We start from the raw sequence: 21678 nt of genomic DNA, 5'->3' as shown, positions 1-21678 counted from the left end.
CGCCCAATTTAATGCAAAGTAATAAGAACCTTATTGAGCATCACATAATAGAAAAGGCTATTTACTCACCAGTAAATAGCCCTTCGAGAATAAATTGCCAATACGCAAAGCAGAGTTCTAGAGAGCTGCTTTCTTAATGAATAGAGCTTATAAATAGCTTAGCGCTTTTGTGTGAAAGTCACTTGGTACTCTCCGATACCATCATAAGCAACGGTTGTTAGCTCGTCGAAGTCAAGCTCAACCACACCACAGTAAGACCCTGTAATAATCGCCTCGCCCGCTTCAAAACTGATTCCACGCTTGGTCATCGTATCGATCAACCAGTAGACAGGGTTTTGAGCTAATGCGTTAGGGTGAGTGCCAGAAAATGCCTGAACTTTTCCAGCTTGGGTTATAGCCACTTCGACCTTAGCAGCAGTAAACGCTTTATCTTTCTCTATTTCAGGACCAAGAAACAGGCCTTGGTTTGCCAAGCAATCGGCTAAAACTTCGTAAAACTCCGCACCAATTCCATCGTCAAAGCGAGATTGAATTAACTCAAGTGCCATATGGCAAGAGCCAATTGCATCATTGATTTGTGCTTCACTGTAACCATTTAGGTTCGCAGGCAAAGGCTTAGTCAGTACAAAAGCGATTTCTGGTTCTACTCGGGCTACCTCTTTGCCTAGCACTGAGCTTGTGTCTGCGAACAATTCACAAACTTCACCTTGCTGTACGTTGTCAGTGAAAATAGGCGCTACGATAAATTTATTTTCTGCAAGAGGTAACAGACACTTCCAGCCCCCCACTCTATCTGCACGAATTTCAATCATTGATTCTTGAATGGCTAACGCATCATCTAAACTGGTTGGGCGATATTGTTCGATTAATCTTGGCGCTTTAGTTCCCGCGGTGCGACGGCTTAATAACTCTTTAGCCGCCTGCTCAAATACACTTGTCATAATATACCGTTTAAATTTAGAACGATTGGAAATAGGTTTAGGTAATTGCATCACTCATACGATGGTTTCACCGTAAAGTGTTCAAAGGCTTATTGTCACATGTACCGCAAGTAAACACATACCGCTAAGTCAATATATCAAAAGAAAAGCCAGCACCTGATGATCGGTTGACTGGCTTGTTGAATGTGTCATTGTTGAAGAAACGCTACTCGCCTTTTAACGTCTTCTTAAGATTTTGCATGAAATTTCTGAAGTGAGGCATGAAATCAATAAACAGAGGGTGTTTTCTATCTTGCATCATCAACGGTCCCAGTAAGCGAATACTTACACCTAGTCTCGTTGCGGATTGCTCATCTAGGCCACTGTCCTGCTTGATCTTCTCTACAATCGCGAACATGTTTTCTCTGTCTTCAATTTCAAACTGCATGGTTTGCAGTTCACGATCTTCCTTGATGTTCACTTCTTCGATAGTGATACGGTAGTGATTGTGTTTGCCTGTGATTGTTTGCATCGTCATTACTGTCTCCTAACTTGAATTTACGAACAATTAAGTTGACAATATCAACCATAAATACAATAGTTGACAGTGTCAACTATATTTCTAAGGATCGTTTATGTCTGATAACACATCGTTAGAGTCTATCTTTCGTTTAGTACACTCTTTGAAACGTCAAATGAGTGAACAGATTGAGAGCTTGGATTCTGAGATCGCACCCATGAACATTCGTGTCATGAAGATCATTACTAAGAAATCTCCATGTACGGCTATCGATATCGCGCACTACTTAAACCGCGATAAAGCGCAGGTCACGAGATTAGTTAATGCACTGATCAATCAAGAGCTTGTGAAGAAGTCTCCAAATCCAGAAGACAAGCGCAGCCAGTTATTGATTCTGACCAATAAGGGTCAAGAGGTCATGAGTAAAGTTTCGGATATAGATCGAGACATGCTGAAGAGAATGACCAAAGGCATGGCTGAAGATGAGTTAGAGCAATTCAGAAAAATTGCAAAAAAAATGGCGCAAAACTTAGAGAACTGATTTTCAAAATAAAACGAAAAAGCGCCATCGAATCAAATACTCGGTGGCGTTTTTTGTAGAATTTGGTTTTACCTACATATCAGTATGCCAAAATCGACTTTGAAAACGCTTTATCCTACTCGGTAAGAAATTAATCAGCAGACCATACATTCTTGAAGTCGGGCCATCCCCAGTTGGTGATGGCGACGTTTTTCAGAATCCCTTGGAAACGAACGGTCTGCAAGTGATGGAACATCGGCACTAACCAATAATCTGAGATCAGAGTAGACGCGATAGGTTCTAGCTCTGCCAAGTAATTAGGCAGTTCAACGGATGCTTTATGACTATCCAAGCGCTGTTTAAGCCAGTCGCTGTTCATCTCTCCTAAAGCAGAGTGCAAAACAGGATCGTTCATCATCCACGAAAATAGCGAAGACGGGGCATTATCATCGAGATTCAGGTTACACAGCACCAGATCCTCCTTTAACTCGCCACTCTGGGAGAGCAGCGCCAGTTCGCGAAAGCTGTAGGTATTGACCTCAACTTCCACGCCATATCGTTTGAGTATGTCGGATACGCAAATCGCACATCGGTACAACGCATAATAGTCATAAACCGCAATGCTCATTCTTTTCGGAAGTTGAGCCTCTTTCGAAGGCGTTCGATACAATTTCTGCCAACTTGGCAGTATGTTTTGAGCTAAAGAGACGCTAAACAAACCCTTGTTATGTTCCAACTGAGACAAAATCGCTTGTGGGTTGGTCAGTTCTGAAAGGTATTTGCGCTGCTCATTATTTAGTGGGCTAGCCGCTGAGTTCTGATTAAATAGGATAAACAGGCATCCATCCTCGACTCGGCTACGAAGGCCGTCTGTATCTGCAGAAACGAGTTCTACGTCACTTTTCCCTAACTGGTGAAAACAAGACGAATCTTCATAAGGCGATACGTGCATTTGGCTATCATCGAAACGAGCAGTGCCCGTCATTGATTCCTCAAACTGCCAAATGGTCACTTCATCGGTTAACGAGCGACAACCATAATAGTGCTCAAATGCGGCGAGTTTGATGCGTTCATTATTGGTTTCGACCACTTTGAATGGGCCAGTGCCTACTACCGTGTGAGGCACAGAGCTTAATGGTGACGGCTCACGGGTCACTTGCACTGCGGGTTGAATTGAATACTTAACGCCAGCCAACAAGCCTGCGAAGCCGGTGTCAGCTTTAGTGAGTTGGAAGCTGATCCTTAACGGCTGCTCACTGTAAACCGAAGCAACATGAGCTAACTCTGTTTGATAGAAAGGTAAGGTTTGCAAGGCTGAAAACAGCGAGACTAACTGTTTAGCATCAACAGGTTGGCCATCGTGGAAGGTTAGTCCTGGGCGCAAATAGAAAGTCCAAACTAACTTCTCAGCATCATATTCCCAATGGTGCGCTAGCTCAGGCTTCAACTCGCCCTTACCATTACAAGTGACGAGGCAACTGAATACTTGTCTGATCAAAAATCGTTCGCTGCTGCGGTGAATATGGTGTGGAAACAGGTCTTCAAACTTACGTTTATAGGTTAATTGAACGTGCAGCAGCCCTTCGCGCATCGTCGCACCGGATGTTTCTTGGAGAAGAGAGCCAAACACTGCGCGGTCATTATCCAAAATAGAGAGCGCTTTTTCGTACTTGCCCTGCTCTATCAGCTTGCTGGCAACATGTTGAGTCAGTTGTTGATTGCTAAAGCGCAATGTCAGGTTAGAACGTTGATTCCTGCCGACTTTTGGCTCCCACACCACCCATTCAGCCTGATGCATCTTGCCGAGTAAGGTTCGAGCATGACGCAAACTGGTGAACAGCTTGTCTGCGACCTCAGTTAAGGTCACAGAATGTGAGAGGTTCGGCTCGAACGAATCCAGCCGAGTGTAGTAACGCATCATGTTTAGATCAGACAAATAATGAACCTTTTAGAAATAACCCTTCCTCATAAAGCCGATTATAAAACACATTTGTCTTTGAGTGACGATAAAAGTCAAAAACAGGAACACCCCATTAAAAACCCATCTGTTTATTACTTCCTATTAAACAACCATAATTAATGGGTCAGCAGGGAATGTTGAGTTCCCACCAAAGCCTAATACAAGAGAAGTAATCATCATGAGAAAATACTATCTTAATAAGTTAAAAAGCACCTGTAGCAAGCTCGAAAGAGAAGCACTACGAACACTTATAGAGCTATGTAACTGGCGTTATTAGTACACTTTTTAGCACCGAGTTAACGCGAGTTGAGCACAACCTAATATGCTCCTACCCCCAATATGAGTTAGGTCTCAACTCGCTTTTCCATTCCAAATCCCCTCTCAACCCAGTTGTACCAATCACTCACACATCCGATAAATTTCTGTTGTCGACTCGACAAATTTAATTCGTTTTCTTAGTTAAGCGAAAAGCCTTAAGGTTCGCCCCGAAGCAAGCAAGGAGCCTCAGAAATAACTGAAAGCTCAGCTAACAACTAATTTATTTGCAGTTACCAATCAGGTATTAACTAAGGAAACGCCATGCGTATCGCAATTCTTTCTCGCAACGAAAATCTATACTCTACTTCTCGCTTAAAAGCGGCTGGAGAAGCACGTGGTCACCAGGTCGATGTTATCGACACGCTGCACTGTGATATAGATATCGCGAGTAACAATCCGAAGATTCGCTACATGGGTGAAGAGCTACCTCAATACGATGCTGTTATTCCACGTATTGGCGCTTCCATTACCTTTTACGGAACTGCGGTTGTTCGCCAATTCGAAATGATGGGCACTTTTTGTATCAATGAGTCAGTAGCAATCAGTCGTTCTCGCGACAAACTGCGCTCACTACAACTGTTGTCTCGTAAAGGTATTGGCTTACCAAAAACAGGTTTCGCTAGCCGCCCAGACAAGATTCAAGACTTGATCAAAAACGTAGGTGGCGCGCCACTGGTTATCAAGCTTCTTGAAGGCACTCAAGGGATCGGCGTTGTACTAGCAGAAACAAACAAAGCAGCAGAAAGCGTTATCGAAGCATTCATGGGCCTAAAAGCGAACATCTTGGTTCAAGAGTTCATTGAAGAAGCAAATGGCGCAGACATCCGTTGTTTTGTTGTTGGCAACAAAGTAATTGCAGCGATGAAGCGTCAAGCTGGTGAGGGTGAATTCCGCTCTAACCTGCACCGTGGCGGTACAGCTCAACTGGTTAAACTAACCAAAGAAGAGCGCGCTACAGCAATCAATGCTGCGAAAATCATGGGTTTAAACCTATGTGGTGTAGATATTCTACAATCTAAGAATGGCCCTGTTGTAATGGAAGTGAACTCTTCTCCTGGCCTAGAAGGTATCGAGAAAGCGACAGGTAAAGATGTAGCAGACATGATTTTCGAATTCATCGAGAAAAATGCAAAACCAAACGCTAACCGTACTCGTGGCAAAGGCTGATTTAACACCGTTAACTCATGATTGGAAATGATATGAACAATAAAATGATCATAGGGAATACTGAAGCACTTTGCTTACCAGAGTTAGGGATAACTGGACTACATACACGTGTTGATACAGGGGCTAAAACCTCTTCTCTACACGTAGACAATCTACTATGTGTAAAAACAGACGGTGAGAACTTCGTGGAATTCGATCTTCATCCAGATGTGTACCACCTAGAAGAGACTGTGCGCTGCAAAGCGAAGCTGAAAACAAGTAAGAAAATCAAATCATCTAACGGCGAAGTTGAACACCGTTGTGTGATTGAAACCATGCTAAAAATGGGTGGTCAGGAATGGCCTATCGATATCACGCTAAGCAACCGTCAAGATATGACTTATATGATGTTGCTTGGTCGTCAAGGCATGAGTGACAAAGTGATTGTTGATCCAGCGGGTGAATTCCTGCTAACTCACTAATCCGAGTCATCGTAACCGCTCCACAGGTTATAGCTAAAGTTAGTCACAACGATATAAGGCCAGTCTCATGACTGGCCTTATTGCGTTCTATTCTTTAATTTCGAGTTGCCGATCTTACTTTGAGCTTATCTATTTCTTAGATTTACCATGAGACTGAAAACCAAAACGCCAAATCGATAACAGCAGTTTCTTGGCTTTGATTTTGGTTACCCGCCAATGCGTCACAGGTCTTCTTGGAGCACTCATCAATAAGTGTTCAAAGGCTGTCTGACTAAAATTGACTTGTCCTCCATGCGCAACCAGCAAGGTATCCAGTTGCATGTCATAGATTCGAGATACTGATTCTCGGTACTTGTTAGGGTGAAAGATAGGGAAAGGCGGAATCAGTTTCTTTTTCACCTCCACCATGAGGTCTGCTACATAAGCAATACTGTGAGATGGGCAATAAACCGAAAGATCTCGGTCAGTATGACCCGGAGTTTCAAGAACTAACCAATCATCAAACCCCGGAATACTATCCCCATCTGAAAGCTTGTAGTCCGGCTTTAACTTCCTCGAATACCATAGGTTTGCTTTAGGCTTCCCTAAGCGATTCGCCATCCATCGTGCCAGCGCCAGATCCGTCAAATGCATCAAGATGCCATCAATACCGTGATACCAGTCTTTGTCTCGGTTTGCTGCCACCAAGTTACAGTTCGTTAGCTTTCTGAGCTTGTGCGCGGCCCCTGCGTGATCGGGATGCATGTGTGTCACAACCACAGTATGTAAGTCGCTACACTCACGGCCAAGCTCATCTTCAATGAAAGCCCTAAGGTGAGGAATATCCGCACGGCACGCACCATCAAGTAGCAGCAACCTATCGGGATACTCTACGAGATACATGTCTTGGATATAGCCTTTGATGGTATGCAGCTGCAAACCCACTCCTTGTGATAAACCAACTGGTCAGACCTATACAATAGCAAACTCACCATCAATTGTGATCATTTTGTTAAAAACAACAATCTAAAACCAGATAGATAGCTCGAATCAAGATTTTGATTGGTATCCACTACATTACTCAAATCCAATGTTACTCAAATCCCATTCAACTCAGAACAATGAGTACACATTCCAAAGATAAGCATCAATTTAATCCGATATTTTCAGCATTATTGAATGCCTGCATTGCCGTAAACCTTGCTATATAAGCCATACGATTCAAGCTACCAACACTATTTATCGTGACGACAAAACATGTGATTTGTTGCCCTGAGTTATTAGGACTATATATGCGCTTCTAATTTATTGTCTGAGTGCTATACATGAACCAATTAATCGATGCTCTTTCTACCCAAGGTTACTTTGTTTGGGATGACTTCTTAACGCATGAAGAAGTAGTGGCATTGAGGGATTGCATTCCAGAGAACTGGAAAAAGGCTAGGATTGGCCGTAACGATGAAGTAACGCGAGAGTCGACCATTCGTAGTGACAAAATTCAGTGGGTGCGCCGCGACATGGGCGAGCCAGCTTCTCTGTTCCTAGACAAGATGGAGCAAATTCGTTTAGAAGCAAACAAAGCGTTCTTTTTGGGTCTGTTCGAGTACGAAGCGCACTTTGCTAAATACGAAAAAGGCGACTTCTACCAAAAACACTTAGACTGCTTCAAAGGCAATGAAAACCGCCGCCTGACTACCGTGTTCTACATGAATGATGAGTGGACAGAAGAAGACGCGGGTGAGCTTGTGGTTTACGATCTAAAAGACAATCACATCGCTACCATTCCACCAAAGTCAGGCCGCTTATTCGTGTTCTTGTCTGAACAGTTCCCACATGAGGTACTGCCGACAAACACAGAGCGATTCAGTATTGCAGGTTGGTTCCGCATTAACGGCGTGAAAGACAACCAACTCGATATCGCACACTAGAACTGAGCTGATTTTTACAAGCTCTAGCTTATTCAAAGCCTCTCCTTCGAGAGGCTTTTTTATTGAACAAATATTGAGCGAGCATTGAACAACAAACCTCTTAAAAACCGCACACAGTAAATATCAAAACTATCAATAACTTTTCTCTTAAATGAAATCGAAATGAATCTTTCATATCAGTGAAACGGTTTAGCCACGTAAGTGAAATACGTCCTGTTCAAGATAGCTTCAAACGACACCCCTACTGTCTCGTTAAAACTCTAATCCAATACCTCGATATCGATTTCATCCAAAAGGAAACGAAGATGAATAAGCTAATTTTGGCAGGCGTTCTTTCCGCGACAACGGCAATGCCAGCGTTCGCAACGACTCAAGTCACTTGGTGGCACGCAATGGGCGGCCAGCTTGGAGAAACAGTAAACAAAATTGCGACCGACTTTAATGCGTCTCAAGATGATTACGAAATCACGCCAATCTACAAGGGCTCATACACAGAGACCTTAACCGCGGGTATCGCGGCATACCGAGCAGGTGAAGCACCCAATATTCTTCAAGTCTTCGATGCAGGCGCAGCAACCATCATGAACGCCAAAGGCGTCGCGAAACCGGTACAGGATATTCTGGTTGAGTCAGGCTACAACTTTAATTCAAACGACTACCTAGCTGGCGTTCGTAACTTCTATGCCGACAACCAAGGCAAGATGGTTGGTATGCCTTTCAACAGTTCGACGCCGGTTCTTTACTACAACAAAGATCTTCTCGCAGAATTAGGAGCCGAAGCGCCTAAAACTTATGAAGAACTCGAAGTGGTTGCTAAGAAGCTAAAAGCAGAAGGTCACATCGCCTTTTCTCAATCTCTGACGCCGTGGATCATGTTCGAGAACTTTAAGTCTCGCCACAATCTGCCAGTCGCTGACCAAAACAACGGCTACGACGGCCTATCGACCAAACTGATGTTCAACACCAAAGACATGATGATGCACGTCAGCAAGATGAAAGAGTGGTCAGATTTGGGCTACTACAAGTATTACGGCAGCGACTGGGATGCAAACCAAACACCTTTCGAACGCCAAGAAGTGGCAATGTGGATGGGTTCTTCTGGTTCATTCGGCGGCTTACGTAACCGCGTACCTTTTGAGTTGGGTACCACCTACCTTCCCTACTGGAAATCAGTTAACCCAGACGCAGGCTTAACCTTCATTGGTGGTGCGGCTTTGTTTGCTCTGAATGGCCACGACCAACAGCAAGACAAAGGTGTCGCAGCATTCTTTGATTACCTGACCAAACCTGAAACTCAAGTTTACTGGCACAAAACCACGGGCTACGTTCCGGTAACGACAGCGGCTTATGACCTAGCGAAAGAGTCTGGCTACTACAAAGAACAACCCGACGCAGAAGTGGGCGTTAAACAGCTGAGTCTAAAATCGGGCGAATGGACTAAGGGTTATCGCTTAGGTTACTACCCTCAGATTCGTGAAGTGATGCATCGTGAGTTCGACAACATCTTCGCTGACCGTTCTAGCGTCGAGAACAGTCTAGACAAAGTAGAAGATGAAAGCAGCAAGCTACTAAAACGTTTCGCTCGCACCATGAACTAGATCGGTAGATGGGCTAGCCATGTTTCATGGACTGGCTCTGTTAATAAAATAAAGCAGTTCAATCCTCCTCACTACTTGTCAGTCACCTTTAATCAATAGAGTGATGACGAGTCGTGAGGAGATTCTTCACTCATGCCATTTCTTGCTCCAAAAACTACAACTCAACTGGAAGCATGCCTTGTTATAGCGCGAGTGGTCACGGTAACTAACAGTGGTTCACGCCACTCATTTGGGGATTACCCTGTGGAACGACGTCAGCAATTTTTTCACTCTCCACTGCCTTACTTATTTTTGGCACCTCAGATACTCATCATCGCGGTTTTCTTTATCTATCCGGCGGCAAAGGCGGTGTATCTCTCCTTTATGCTGGAAGACCCTTGGGGCACCTCTTCACTCTTCGTGTGGTTTGAGAACTATCAAATGTTATTCGAATCGAGTGAGTATCTAAGCTCGATTGGCTTCACCCTGATGTTCGCGGTTGTGGTGTCTTTCTTGTCACTAGCGTTGGCGCTGCTGCTCGCCGTAAAAGCCGACAACATCATTCATGGTCAAGGGGCTTACAAAGTCACCCTCACTTGGGTATATGCCGTTGCTCCCGCGATTGCAGGTGTTATCGGTGCTTTCCTGTTTAACCCGCACATTGGCGTGTTCACGGAGATATTTGCGGTGGTGGGTTGGGATTTCAGCTTCCAGACCGATCCTGTGGATGCCACGTTCGCTCTGATATTGGTGTCGGTATGGAAGCAAGTCTCAGTGAATTTCATCTACTTTCTGGCTGGTCTTCAATCAATCTCGTACGCGGTAAAAGAAGCCGCGATGTTGGACTGTGTCAGCGATTCAAAACGCTTCTGGACGATTACCTTCCCGCTACTCGCACCAACTGGATTTTTCCTGTTGGTCATCAACCTCACCTACTCGTTCTTTGAAACCTTTGGCGTGATAGACACCATGACCAATGGCGGCCCGGGTGGGAGCACAACCTCGCTAGTGTACAAGGTGTATCGCGATGGTTTTGTTGGCGCAGATTTAGGTGGCAGCTCGGCACAATCGGTTGTGTTGTTGCTGTTGGTACTGACACTCACGTTTATCCAGTTTCGTGTTGTTGAAAAGCGTGTTCATTACTAGCCCATCACGGCTAGGTTTTAATGCGACAGGAGTTGTTCATGAAAAGTAATAAGGTCTCTGACCACCTAATTTTAATTGCTGGGATGTTGTTTATGTTGGTCCCTATCTGGCTGATCTTCGCCAGTTCGACTCATAACCCGAACACCATTGTCAGCGAAGGTTTGCAGTGGTTACCGGGCGATAATTTTACGAGTATTTATAGCGAAGCTTGGAACAAGAGCATGGGCTTTAGTGGTGAAGTCACCGCCAGCAAAATGATCGCCAACTCGATGATCATGGGACTCGGTTTTGCGATCGGCAAGATCATCATTTCAATGATGGCTGCGTTTGCTTTGGTCTATTTCAGACTGCCTTACGCCACGGCGTGGTTCTGGTTGATCTTCGTCACTCTGCTACTGCCACTAGAGGTTCGTATTATCCCATCTTATGAAGTGGTTGCTGGGCTTGGGCTGCTTAATAGCTACACAGGTTTAATTCTACCTCTGATCGCGTCAGCCACCGCAACCTTCTTTTTTAGACAGTTCTTCAAAACCATCCCCGATGAATTATTAGAAGCTGCACAGTTGGATAACGCAGGTCCGTTTCGATTCTTTGTCGACATCTTACTGCCACTGTCTAAAACCATGATCGCCGCGATCTTCATCATCATGTTTGTGGTGGGTTGGAACCAATATTTGTGGCCAATCATGATGACCACGGACGAAGGCTACAACACCATCGTGATGGGCATCAAACAAGTACTCAACAACATCAATGAAACCAGTTTACCGCGCTACGACTATGTTTTTGCCATGGTGATTTTAGCTATGTTGCCACCCGTTTTAGTGGTGGTTGTATTTCAGCGTTGGTTTGTAAAAGGGCTAGTAGAAAGTGAAAAATAACAACGACACAACTCAAATGACCGATAACCGCATTCAATCACTCGATGAGTACAAGACGTCTCACCCAGCTTCTCCGCAAAAATCAGAGGACACCCCGATGCCAAAGTTAAAACAAACGTTAGGGCACACCCAAGCCACTCACGATCGTACGCACAAAGCACCTACCATGTTAGGCATCAAAAACTTGGTAAAGACTTATGAGAACGGTCATCGTGCAGTGAAAGATGTCTCACTTGATATCGCAAGGGGTGAATTTCTTGTGTTGGTTGGCCCATCGGGCTGCGGCAAGTCTTCTATCCTACGTTCAATTGCGGGGCTGGAAAGCATCTCTGGCGGCGAGATTCACTTGGGTGGGCGCCGTGTTGATAACGAAAAGCCAGCTCAACGAGATATCGCAATGGTCTTTCAAAATTACGCACTCTACCCTCACATGACAGTGTACAAAAACCTCGCTTATGGTTTAAAGAACCGAGGTGTAAGCCAACACGTGATTGAAGAGAAGATTGAGAAAGTCGCCAAGACACTGAGAATCGAAGAGTACCTAGACCGCAAGCCAGCCAAGCTTTCGGGTGGTCAGCGCCAGCGTGTTGCTATGGGACGAGCGATTGTACGCGACCCTCAACTGTTCCTGTTTGATGAGCCTTTGTCTAACCTAGATGCCTCATTGCGCGCTCACATGAGATTAGAAATCAAAAAGCTGCAACGCGAGCTAGGCGTAACCAGTGTTTACGTGACTCATGACCAAGTTGAGGCTATGACACTGGCAGATAGAATTGTGGTTCTCAACAAAGGCCAAATAGAACAAGTCGGCACACCAAGAGAGGTCTACCACCAGCCTGCCAGTACCTTTGTAGCAAGCTTCATTGGTAGCCCCGCGATGAACTTCTTAACTGCCACGCTCGATGATGGCTATCTTGAAATCGGCGATCAACAAATGTATCTACCCGAATATGCGCACGTTAAGGACGCGACTATCACTCTTGGCATTCGCCCTGAACATTCTGAGGTTTGTAGCGATTTAATCATGAACGCACTGCCGCTGGAATTACGTATCAGCGTGGTTGAGCCTTTAGGGCCTAATCAGTTAGTTCATGGCTTTGTGAACGAACAACCCTTTATTGCAGTCACACCCGAAACAACTTTGTGCCAAGCTGTCCCCCTCGGTCTAAGCATTGATAAATCGAACCTGCATATTTTTGACAGTCGTGGGAAGCGTATTCAACCAAATAACTTTACTTCACAAGAGTCACGCGAAGAGGTAACAAGCTTAACGACGGCTCTCGCTTAATCGAGTACACTGATATTTAATGCGTTTTTACGGTGCGTCTTTAAGAAGGATTAATTATGTCGTCTATCATCGTAGGTCATCGGGGTGTAGCAGGTACTCACCCAGAAAATACCAAGGCAAGCATTGAACAAGCCGCTAAACTCGGTTTGAAATGGATTGAAGTAGATATTCAGCCAACTCAGGATGATCAACTTGTGGTTTGTCACGACCACACCCTTGAGCGCTGCAGCGATGGCAAAGGTCGTGTCGACGAACACACCCTTGCAGAACTGCGTCAGCTTGATTTTGGCAGTTGGAAGTCTGAGCAGTTCGCTGGTGAAAGAATATTGACGCTGGAAGAATTGCTCGCGCTTGTTGAGCAGCATGATCTCAGCGTCAACTTAGAGATTAAAGTCGACAGTCGACATCAAGCCCCTCATGTCGTTGATTTGCTACATACAGAGTTGATTCGTTCAAATCTAGACACCGACAGAGTGCTGCTTTCAAGTTTCAGCCATCAAGTGGTTTCTGAAATGGCTCGTCACCTGCCGAGATACCGCGTTGGTGTAATTACAGAGCAACTGACTCAAGCCGACTTGATGTTGATTGACGAAGTTAAAGCGTTCAGCTGCCACATGAACTACGAACACGTGATTCAGAGCGATCTCGATACACTAGGTGAAGCAAAAATCCAAACATGGTGCTACACCGTAAACGATCCGTCTCACTTCAAATTCATCTCAAAAGTAGATGCCGTATTCACTGATTTCCCGAATCAATTTACCTCTATAAATTGACCAGGCGAATACTGTAAAAACAACCCCGAGAGGCTTTAAAACTAACTCTCGGGAAACCTCAAAATTAGGTAGCAAACACAAGTGAGTAGGAGTACATTCCGCTACTCACTTGGTTTCATTAGCTCGCTCTATTTAGACAGCTTCATTGGTTACTTAATTTATGGATCTCATTTTTAGTCCAACTTTCCCAATTTTGGGTGCAATCTTCATTTTCGCCGCTATTGTTCGTGGCTTCTCAGGTTTCGGTTTCACCTTAGTGGCATTGCCATTAAGTGCGTTGTTCGTGCCTGTTATCGAACTGGTTCCTGTTTTCATGTTGATCGACCTACTCGGCAATGTTCAATTGCTACCTAAGGTTCGAAAACACGTTAACTGGCGCTGGGTTTCAAAGGTCTTTATCCCTTGCTTTGCCTTCACACCTGTTGGCTTACTTCTGCTTAAATCGGTTAGCCAAGACACGATCATCTTGATCATCAGTGCCTTTATCTTTGCGTCTGCACTCATGATCTACAAAGGTTTTCAGTATAAAAGCGAACCAAGATTTGCTCCTTATATTCTAGGTAGCCTTGCAGGGATCATGAATGGCGCGGCGTCGATGTCTGGCCCTCCGGTTGGCACACACGCCTTAGCAAGCCCGGTCGCTCCACACATTGCCAGAGCTGGCCTGATTGCCTTCTTCGTGTTGGCGGACTCGAGTGCGTTTGTTTCAGCATCGATCGCAGGATTGGTCGATCGAGATGTGGTTTGGCTGACTCTTGCACTCTTGCCAAGCAGCATGTTTGGCGGCTATGTGGGATCTAAACTGTTCGAAAGATTTGGTGGAGAGAAATTCAAGCCCGTGACCATTGCGCTGCTTATCGTAATTGCTATTTTCAGTGCAGGGCGAGTTTTACTGTAACGAGCTTGAGAAGGTTTAAAGTCACTCTATAAAAAGAGTTCTGGAAATGGGTGCCAATATCTACCATTCGATATGGATAGGGGTGCCCATTTTTACGAGTTGAATAAACTCATCCATGTCTTGATTGGTTAGTGCAATACAGCCATCCGTCCAATCAAAGCTTTGAATAAAACTCGGTGAACGACGCTCACCATTCTTGATGCCGTGGATTTTGATGTTCCCACCAGGGTCGACATCATTATTTTCTGCCCACTGCCTATCCGAAGGTTGCGGGTAGTTGATATGCACTGAACGATAGAAATCCGACTCTTCCATCACATAGTCGAGTTGGTATTCCCCTTCAGGCGTTCGGTTGTCTCCTTCAAAACGTTTATGCCCTTTTGGTTGCTTGCCGAGTGCAATTCGAAATTCCTGAATCACCTCTTCACCCTTGAGCAGGTACATTCTGCGTTTAGACTTATCAACTTTGACCAAGGTGACCACTTGCAGCAACGAATCTGTATCAGAAGAGGAAGCTGGTAGAGTATAAAACTGTCGAGATGAGCTTTGAGGTGGACGTATAGATGAACCTTGAGACAACTGGGCAACTTGTTCGCCAGAATTACTGCTAAGGACATCATCCACAATAATCACATGTTTGGAGTTTGAATTAGATGAAGACGTTGAGACACGTTGAGAGTGAGCTGGTGCCGACTCGAATACAATCGTCTCGATCGCCGTCGCGTCAGAGACTATTTTCTCGACTACGACCTGCTCAGCATTCGCGTTCGGAACCACAAACAGTAAACACAGTAATAAAGACCAAAACAGACGCACCCTCAAATCTCCTCAAAACGCATGGACATGGTTCGTGACTGAGTTTCCATTCCTAACGACTCATAGAAACCCTTAGCTTGCTGATTAAACTCCATCACTTCTAACCTAAGCTCGATAGCACCACTCGCTTGCGCCCATTGATTGAATGACTTCATCAACGCTCTGCCGACGCCTTGACTCTGAACCTGATCGTTCACCACAATCGTATTCACCCTTGCCACCTTATGCGACTGAATAAAGCTAACCCCTTTATTCTGCGTTACCTTCCCAGCTAAGAAGCCAACCACCTGTTGATCGTCAACCGCAACAAAGAAAGCGCCAACCGAATCAAGCATCAATCCCAACCAATATTCTTCACTATCACCTAAACCCTGTGAGGCTGGCGCAAACACCATAGGAGCACCAAGGTGGTGTTGACGGTTTATCTGTTCAGAGAGCTCCAAGATCGAGCTAATATCAGTTACCTTGGCGGTCCGGATTTGCATATCATCACCTTATTTGAATTCAATAACACCTTAGCAAAAATGGCTTAATTGTGCACCGTTACACTGGTCAACTCAGACGCTCTGTGAAGGCGGGTTATTAATATTAGGCTCTTAGTTTAGGTAAATTGTTCCGCAAATCTCAGGCACATTGCCAGCCTTTGAGTGCTACTATCTCTGCAGAATCAATACACTAACGACGACTAACGACTGGATACCCATATGATTAAGTTTGCTGTAATTGGAACCAATTGGATTACACAAAAGTTTGTTCAAGCTGCTCACGAATCTCAATCGATGCAACTTGCTGCGGTTTACTCTCGAAATCTAGACAGCGCGGCACAGTTCGCCCAAGAATTTGACGTTGAAGCGACGTATGACTCACTCGACGCATTGGCAAATGACAAAACGGTTGAAGCCGTGTACATCGCTTCACCGAACTCACTGCATTGCGAGCAATCTATCTTCATGATGGAACACGGTAAGCATGTGATCTGTGAAAAGCCTGTCGCATCGAATATTGAAGAAGCAAAACGGATGTTTGAGGTCGCTCAGAAGAACGGTGTAGTGCTGTTTGAGGCGTATAAATCTCAATTCCTACCGAACTTTAGGGAAGTTCAACTTGGGTTAGCAAAGATTGGTAAAGTGCATAAAGCGCACATCAATTACTGCCAGTATTCATCACGCTACCAAAAATACCTAAACGGCGAGAACCCAAACACCTTCAACCCAGCTTTTTCTAACGGATCGTTGGTTGATATTGGCTTTTACTGCGTAGCCGCAACAGTCGCGCTATTTGGTGAGCCGGAGAATGCACAAGCTTCTGCGAAGCTGCTTGAGTCAGGTGTCGATGCTCATGGCTGTGCGATCTTCCAGTATCCTGAGTTCGACGTAACGCTTGCTCACTCTAAAGTCAGCGACTCTTATGCTCCAAGCGAGATCCAAGGTGAATTAGGGGCGATCATCATCGATCACATTGCTGAATGCACCGACGTTAAGATCCGCTTCCGTGATGGCAAGGTAGAAAACCTTACTCAAGTACAAAGCGAGAACTCCATGAGTTACGAAGCACAAGCCTTTGCTAGCTGCATTGCTGGCGACCACACAACACAAGCGCAAGCCCAACAGCGTGCTTTAACCGTTGCCAAGTTAATTACAGAGATGCGTCAGCAAATTGGTGTCGTTTATCCAGCGGATAAATAACGTCACAGCGTAAGTTAACAAACTGATTTTTAAGACATACTGATTTATGCATAACTAAATTTAATCTTTACGACAAATAACTGGATTAGTTGATTGGGGTACCATCTGTTTAAATCCGCGTTCGATATCTATCGTATTAATTTAATTTATTGAAGGTGTGTAAAGTGTTTTCAGTTGATGATCGCGTTGTAGCAACAAAAGGTGTTGAGCTAGGTGAAATGGTTGTAATTGGCCTAAGTGCTGGTGGCGGCTACGTTCACGTTACAACAGTAGAAGGCGCAATAATGACGCTTACTTACCCTGCAAAAGACCTTAAAAAAGCATAGTTTAACCGCTCCGCTCTTTTAGTAGTCACTCTGCTAAAGGTAACAAAATTGAGGCCTTGGCTGATTTCACTCTTCTGCATTAGAGTGAACAGCCAGGGCCTTTTTTATGCCTGCAATTCCTTAATAGCCTCCCATTAGTTTACTCGTTGCAGTAAAACCGAATCCAACAGACAATAGAATCAATCAAAGAGTATTCACACCAAGTACTTATTGACTGTTGATGCTTAGTATTCGCAAGATCTTCTGGTACATTAGCATTGTCTTATATTTATAATGACCTGAACTGAGGGAAGCTATGAAGCTTTATATTTACGACCACTGCCCTTTCTGTGCAAGAGTAGCCTACATTGCTCAATCTCTAGGCTTGGACATCGAGCTTGTCTCTGTCGATTATGATGACGCCCAAACGCTTATCGATCTGATCGGTAAAAAAATGGTGCCTGTATTACAAAAAGACGACGGTTCTATCATGGCTGAGAGCCTAGATATCATCGCCTACTTCATGGATTTAAAATCAAGTGACGAACAACGCGTACCATCAGAGCAAGTCACTGTGTTCCAAACTCGCGCATTCCCGCTAAGCCAGCGCATTGGTTTGCCACGTTGGTGGAAACTGGATCTTGCTGAATACCAATCACCAGCAAGCAAAGAAGCGTGGCGCGCAGCCAAAGAAACCGAAGAACTCAACTTCGATAAGCTGATTGAGCAGACGCCGCAGTTTGTTGAACAGATTAACCCTTTGCTGAAAGATGCAGAGCTACTACTGAACCTAGAAAATGGTGAGTCGTCACTGCCTCTTATCGATCAAGCGGTGTACTTCTCTATGTTGCGCGGTTTCTGCGTAGAGCCAAGCATCACATGGCCACCAGCGCTAGAACGTTGGTTAGAGAAGCAAAGTGAAACGCTGAAGCTCTCTTTACTTCGCTAGAGCGATTGCAAAGAGCACAAACAAAAAATCGAAGCTCTCAGGTACAGCCCTGCTAGCTTCGATTTTCTTTTAGCTGCCCATTATTTCTATCTGACCAGCCTTTTTTTACGCCAAGCTCTTGTTACACCAAACTCTTGTTACTACAGCAGACGCCTTCTCAAGCCAGTTCGCTCTAAGATTCGTGTCGAGATCTCTTCAACCGATAATGAAGACGTGTTGATGTAAGGGATCGCTTCACGGCGGAACATCGCCTCTACTGTTTGTAGCTCATACAAACATTGCGAATCACTCGCGTATTCACTGCCCGCTAAACGGTTCTCACGGATCTCAGTCAGCCTTTCTGCATCAATGGTTAAACCGAACAGCTTGTGTCGGTAAATCTCAAACTCTGGCAGCAGCTTCAAGCGCGCTAAATCGTCATGGATAAATGGGTAGTTTGCTACGCGCAAGCCAAACTGCATCGCCATGTACAAGCTTGTTGGTGTCTTACCGCTTCGAGATACACCTAACAAGATGATGTCGGCTTCTTCCAGCCCTTTGAGCGTGATGCCATCATCGTGTGCAAGTGTGTATTCAATCGCAGCAATACGGTCGAAATACTTAACCGAATCTTTGTTCACACTGCGTGAGCGTTGCAGTTTAGGCACAGGTGCCATCTGAATATCATCCTGAACCTTCTGAACGATGCTTTCCAACACGTCATAACAGTGCGCTGGCGCTTCAAGCAGCTTAGCCTTGATATCTGGAATCACGATTGAAAAGAACACGAGTGGTTCGACTCCATTATCGCGATACGAAATTTCGATCTCTTTTAATAAATCAGAAAGTTTGTCCTCACTTTCCACAAACGGAAAGGTTTTTTCATTGGCTTTGAAAGGGAATTGACCTAGAACAACATGCCCTAAAGTCTCACATGTTATGGCCGTTCCATCAGAAACATAGAATACATCACGACTTTGAATATCAATTTGCATTTTTTATTTAATGTTTAAAATTATTTTGAGTAGGATGGGAACCATAATATATATAACAAAACCCTGCTGACTATTACGTCCCCCACAGCTTTAAAAAATAATTTACATTTTTTTAAACTGATACGTAATCGTTTGCCTTTAAATCCCTACAATGCTTGCTATGTTTCTGGAGAAATAAATGCAAAATAATACCCTATGGTTCAATGGCCTATCCATGGAAGATGTCGACAAAGTCGGCGGTAAAAACGCCTCACTGGGCGAGATGGTTTCTAACCTATCCAATGCTGGTGTTTCTGTACCTAATGGTTTTGCTACCACTTCGTATGCGTTTAACGACTTTCTTGACTACAAAGGTCTTGATGAGCGCATCCACCAACTACTTGATGAACTTGATGTTGAAGACGTTGACGCACTGCGTAAGACAGGTGCAACGATTCGACAATGGGTTCTAGACGCACCCTTCCCAGAATCACTCGAGCAAGACATCCGTGATAACTACCGCGAGCTAATCGAAGACAACGAAGAATTGTCTGTAGCTGTGCGTTCATCTGCAACCGCAGAAGACCTTCCAGATGCTTCATTCGCAGGCCAGCAAGAGACCTTCCTTAACGTGAAAGGCATCGATGCTGTACTAGAAGCAACCAAGCACGTTTACGCTTCTCTGTTTAACGACCGCGCTATCTCTTACCGCGTACACCAAGGCTTTGACCACCGTGGCATTTCATTGTCTGCGGGTATTCAACGCATGGTTCGCTCAGACAAAGCCTCTTCAGGTGTAATGTTCACCCTTGATACAGAGTCTGGCTTCGACCAAGTGGTATTCATCACCTCTTCTTGGGGCTTGGGTGAAATGGTTGTACAGGGCGCTGTTAACCCAGATGAGTTCTACGTTCACAAGCCAATGCTAGAAGCGGGTCACTACCCAATCGTTAAGAAGACGTTTGGTTCTAAACTGATCAAGATGATCTACTCAACCAATCAAGAGATTGGCAAGCAAGTTGATATCATCGACACCGATACGCAAGAGCGTAATGAGTTCTCACTGAGCGATGAAGAGATCAAAGAACTAGCAAAACAAGCGATGATCATCGAGAAGCACTACCAACGTCCAATGGACATTGAGTGGGCGAAAGATGGTATCGACGGCAAGCTATATATTGTTCAAGCTCGTCCAGAAACCGTATGTTCTCAAAGCGATCAAAACGTTATCGAGCGTTACGAGCTAAACAACAAGGCCGATGTCTTAGTTGAAGGCCGCGCTATCGGTCAACGTATCGGTTCTGGCCCAGTTCGTTTGGTTGACTCTTTAGACCAAATGTCATTGGTTCAAGAAGGCGATGTACTGGTAACAGACATGACAGACCCAGACTGGGAACCTGTAATGAAGAAAGCCTCTGCGATTGTCACTAACCGTGGCGGGCGTACTTGTCACGCAGCAATCATCGCTCGTGAGCTAGGCATTCCTGCAATCGTTGGCTGTGGTACAGCGACAAGTAACCTGAATGACGGTGACACCGTGACAGTGTCATGTTCTGAAGGTGAAACTGGCTACGTTTACCAAGGCGAACTTGACTTCGAGATCAAACGTTCTGAAGTTGATGAGCTACCAATGCTGCCAACCAAAGTAATGATGAACGTGGGTAACCCAGATCGTGCCTTCGATTTCGCGCAAATTCCAAACGAAGGTGTTGGCCTTGCTCGTTTAGAGTTCATCATCAACAAGATGATCGGTATTCACCCAAAAGCCCTATTGAACTTCGATGCACAAACTGACGAGCTAAAAGCAGAAATCAGCGAACGTATTCGCGGCTACAAAGATCCTATCGATTTCTACGTAAGCAAGCTAACGGAAGGCATCGCGACTATCGCTTCTGCATTCTGGCCTAAGCGTGTGATCGTACGTATGTCTGACTTCAAGTCGAACGAATACAGCAACCTTGTAGGCGGCAAAACGTTTGAACCACATGAAGAGAACCCAATGTTGGGCTTCCGTGGCGCATCTCGTTATATCTCGCCAGTATTCGAAGACTGTTTCGAGCTAGAAACTCAAGCGATCAAGCGTGTTCGTAACGAGATGGGTCTTAAGAACGTTGAAATTATGATTCCATTCGTTCGCACTCCAAGCGAAGCGGCATCGGTTATCGACATTTTGGCAAAGTTCGACCTGCGCCGTGGCGACCAAGGTCTGAAAGTTATCATGATGTGTGAACTACCATCGAATGCAATTTTGGCTGAAGAGTTCTTGAAGTACTTCGATGGCTTCTCTATTGGTTCGAACGACATGACACAGCTGACGCTTGGCCTAGACCGAGATTCAGGTGACGTGGCACACCTCTTCGACGAGCGTAACCCAGCGGTTAAAGCGATGCTGAAAATGGCGATCGATGCAGCAACCAAAGCAGGTAAATACGTGGGTATTTGTGGCCAAGGCCCATCTGACCATGACGACCTAGCGGAATGGTTAATGGAGCAAGGCATCAGCTCTGTTTCACTAAACCCAGATACAGTTATCGATACATGGTTGAAGCTAGGCAACGTTGCTAGCAAGTAACCTTCTCTAATCGAGATACGAACAAAGCCAGTCATTGCGACTGGCTTTTTTATTTACTG

21 protein-coding genes are annotated in these 21678 nt (G+C 44.9%); 14 read left to right on the top strand and 7 right to left on the bottom strand.

Annotated elements, in window-relative coordinates; translation table 11 throughout:
• Positions 1-158 precede the first annotated feature (158 nt).
• Together OC193_RS16035 and OC193_RS16030 are read right to left on the bottom strand one after the other, a co-directional pair.
• Positions 159-941: a hydratase gene (locus OC193_RS16035; protein WP_048663274.1), complete on the bottom strand. Its 783-nt coding sequence runs from the start codon at positions 939-941 to the stop codon at positions 159-161.
• A gap of 205 nt (positions 942-1146) precedes the next feature.
• Positions 1147-1452, bottom strand: coding sequence for a DUF3861 domain-containing protein (locus OC193_RS16030; protein WP_048661639.1), 306 nt, complete (start codon positions 1450-1452; stop codon positions 1147-1149).
• 103 nt (positions 1453-1555) lie between these two features.
• Between OC193_RS16030 and OC193_RS16025 the strand changes: the two genes are divergently transcribed.
• Positions 1556-1981 carry a MarR family winged helix-turn-helix transcriptional regulator gene (locus OC193_RS16025; RefSeq protein WP_048661636.1) on the top strand — a complete coding sequence of 142 codons (426 nt, stop codon included), beginning with the start codon at positions 1556-1558 and terminating at the stop codon, positions 1979-1981.
• Between the two features lie 130 nt (positions 1982-2111).
• Here OC193_RS16025 and OC193_RS16020 read toward each other — a convergent pair whose 3' ends face one another.
• On the bottom strand, positions 2112-3896 hold the full coding sequence (locus tag OC193_RS16020) for an SgrR family transcriptional regulator (protein WP_048663272.1): 1785 nt from the start codon (positions 3894-3896) through the stop codon (positions 2112-2114).
• A 603-nt stretch (positions 3897-4499) separates the two neighbouring features.
• Between OC193_RS16020 and rimK the strand changes: the two genes are divergently transcribed.
• The gene (gene rimK, locus OC193_RS16015) at positions 4500-5405 is read left to right on the top strand and encodes a 30S ribosomal protein S6--L-glutamate ligase (protein WP_019824669.1); all 906 of its coding nucleotides are present in this window, start codon (positions 4500-4502) and stop codon (positions 5403-5405) included.
• A 32-nt stretch (positions 5406-5437) separates the two neighbouring features.
• The gene (locus OC193_RS16010) at positions 5438-5866 is read left to right on the top strand and encodes an ATP-dependent zinc protease family protein (RefSeq protein ID WP_048661634.1); all 429 of its coding nucleotides are present in this window, start codon (positions 5438-5440) and stop codon (positions 5864-5866) included.
• Between the two features lie 129 nt (positions 5867-5995).
• On the opposite strand, the gene OC193_RS16005 is transcribed toward OC193_RS16010, so the two are convergent.
• Positions 5996-6784, bottom strand: coding sequence for an MBL fold metallo-hydrolase (locus OC193_RS16005; RefSeq protein ID WP_048663270.1), 789 nt, complete (start codon positions 6782-6784; stop codon positions 5996-5998).
• A gap of 386 nt (positions 6785-7170) precedes the next feature.
• On the opposite strand from OC193_RS16005, the gene OC193_RS16000 reads away from it, so the two are divergent.
• The 7 genes from OC193_RS16000 (at position 7171) to OC193_RS15970 (ending at position 14339) form a co-directional block, all read left to right on the top strand.
• Positions 7171-7773, top strand: coding sequence for a 2OG-Fe(II) oxygenase (locus tag OC193_RS16000; protein WP_048663268.1), 603 nt, complete (start codon positions 7171-7173; stop codon positions 7771-7773).
• 305 nt (positions 7774-8078) lie between these two features.
• Positions 8079-9371, top strand: coding sequence for an extracellular solute-binding protein (locus OC193_RS15995; RefSeq protein WP_048663266.1), 1293 nt, complete (start codon positions 8079-8081; stop codon positions 9369-9371).
• Positions 9372-9614: 243 nt separating this feature from the next.
• Positions 9615-10496, top strand: coding sequence for an ABC transporter permease subunit (locus tag OC193_RS15990; RefSeq protein WP_048663510.1), 882 nt, complete (start codon positions 9615-9617; stop codon positions 10494-10496).
• A 38-nt stretch (positions 10497-10534) separates the two neighbouring features.
• Positions 10535-11377, top strand: coding sequence for a sn-glycerol-3-phosphate ABC transporter permease UgpE (gene ugpE, locus OC193_RS15985; protein ID WP_048663264.1), 843 nt, complete (start codon positions 10535-10537; stop codon positions 11375-11377).
• Positions 11367-12665, top strand: a complete 1299-nt coding sequence (locus OC193_RS15980) for a sn-glycerol-3-phosphate import ATP-binding protein UgpC (RefSeq protein WP_048663263.1) — start codon at positions 11367-11369, stop codon at positions 12663-12665. Before ugpE ends, OC193_RS15980 begins: the two co-directional genes overlap by 11 nt.
• Positions 12666-12721: 56 nt before the next feature.
• The gene (locus tag OC193_RS15975) at positions 12722-13441 is read left to right on the top strand and encodes a glycerophosphodiester phosphodiesterase family protein (protein ID WP_048663262.1); all 720 of its coding nucleotides are present in this window, start codon (positions 12722-12724) and stop codon (positions 13439-13441) included.
• A gap of 160 nt (positions 13442-13601) precedes the next feature.
• A complete protein-coding gene (locus OC193_RS15970) occupies positions 13602-14339 on the top strand; it encodes a sulfite exporter TauE/SafE family protein (RefSeq protein WP_048663261.1) in 738 nt (245 codons plus the stop codon).
• Positions 14340-14399: 60 nt separating this feature from the next.
• On the opposite strand, the gene OC193_RS15965 is transcribed toward OC193_RS15970, so the two are convergent.
• Both OC193_RS15965 and OC193_RS15960 read right to left on the bottom strand, forming a co-directional pair.
• Complete coding sequence (locus OC193_RS15965) at positions 14400-15155, bottom strand: L,D-transpeptidase family protein (protein ID WP_048663258.1); 756 nt, start codon at positions 15153-15155, stop codon at positions 14400-14402.
• 2 nt (positions 15156-15157) lie between these two features.
• Positions 15158-15640 carry a GNAT family N-acetyltransferase gene (locus tag OC193_RS15960; protein WP_048661625.1) on the bottom strand — a complete coding sequence of 161 codons (483 nt, stop codon included), beginning with the start codon at positions 15638-15640 and terminating at the stop codon, positions 15158-15160.
• Between the two features lie 219 nt (positions 15641-15859).
• Here OC193_RS15960 and OC193_RS15955 point away from each other — a divergent pair, with 219 nt between their 5' ends.
• The 3 genes from OC193_RS15955 (at position 15860) to grxB (ending at position 18094) form a co-directional block, all read left to right on the top strand.
• Complete coding sequence (locus OC193_RS15955; protein WP_048663256.1) at positions 15860-16840, top strand: Gfo/Idh/MocA family protein; 981 nt, start codon at positions 15860-15862, stop codon at positions 16838-16840.
• 164 nt (positions 16841-17004) lie between these two features.
• Complete coding sequence (locus OC193_RS15950) at positions 17005-17166, top strand: hypothetical protein (RefSeq protein ID WP_009846296.1); 162 nt, start codon at positions 17005-17007, stop codon at positions 17164-17166.
• A 295-nt stretch (positions 17167-17461) separates the two neighbouring features.
• Positions 17462-18094, top strand: a complete 633-nt coding sequence (grxB, locus tag OC193_RS15945; RefSeq protein WP_048663255.1) for a glutaredoxin 2 — start codon at positions 17462-17464, stop codon at positions 18092-18094.
• A 140-nt stretch (positions 18095-18234) separates the two neighbouring features.
• Here grxB and ppsR read toward each other — a convergent pair whose 3' ends face one another.
• Positions 18235-19068, bottom strand: coding sequence for a posphoenolpyruvate synthetase regulatory kinase/phosphorylase PpsR (gene ppsR, locus OC193_RS15940; RefSeq protein ID WP_048661622.1), 834 nt, complete (start codon positions 19066-19068; stop codon positions 18235-18237).
• Between the two features lie 178 nt (positions 19069-19246).
• Between ppsR and ppsA the strand changes: the two genes are divergently transcribed.
• Positions 19247-21619, top strand: a complete 2373-nt coding sequence (gene ppsA, locus OC193_RS15935) for a phosphoenolpyruvate synthase (protein WP_048663254.1) — start codon at positions 19247-19249, stop codon at positions 21617-21619.
• Positions 21620-21678 lie beyond the last annotated feature (59 nt).

This window comes from Vibrio crassostreae, assembly GCF_024347415.1.
Taxonomy (GTDB): Bacteria; Pseudomonadota; Gammaproteobacteria; order Enterobacterales; family Vibrionaceae; genus Vibrio; species Vibrio crassostreae.
Note: the sequence above shows the minus strand (reverse complement) of the source record. Positions and strands in the feature narration are given on the sequence as shown.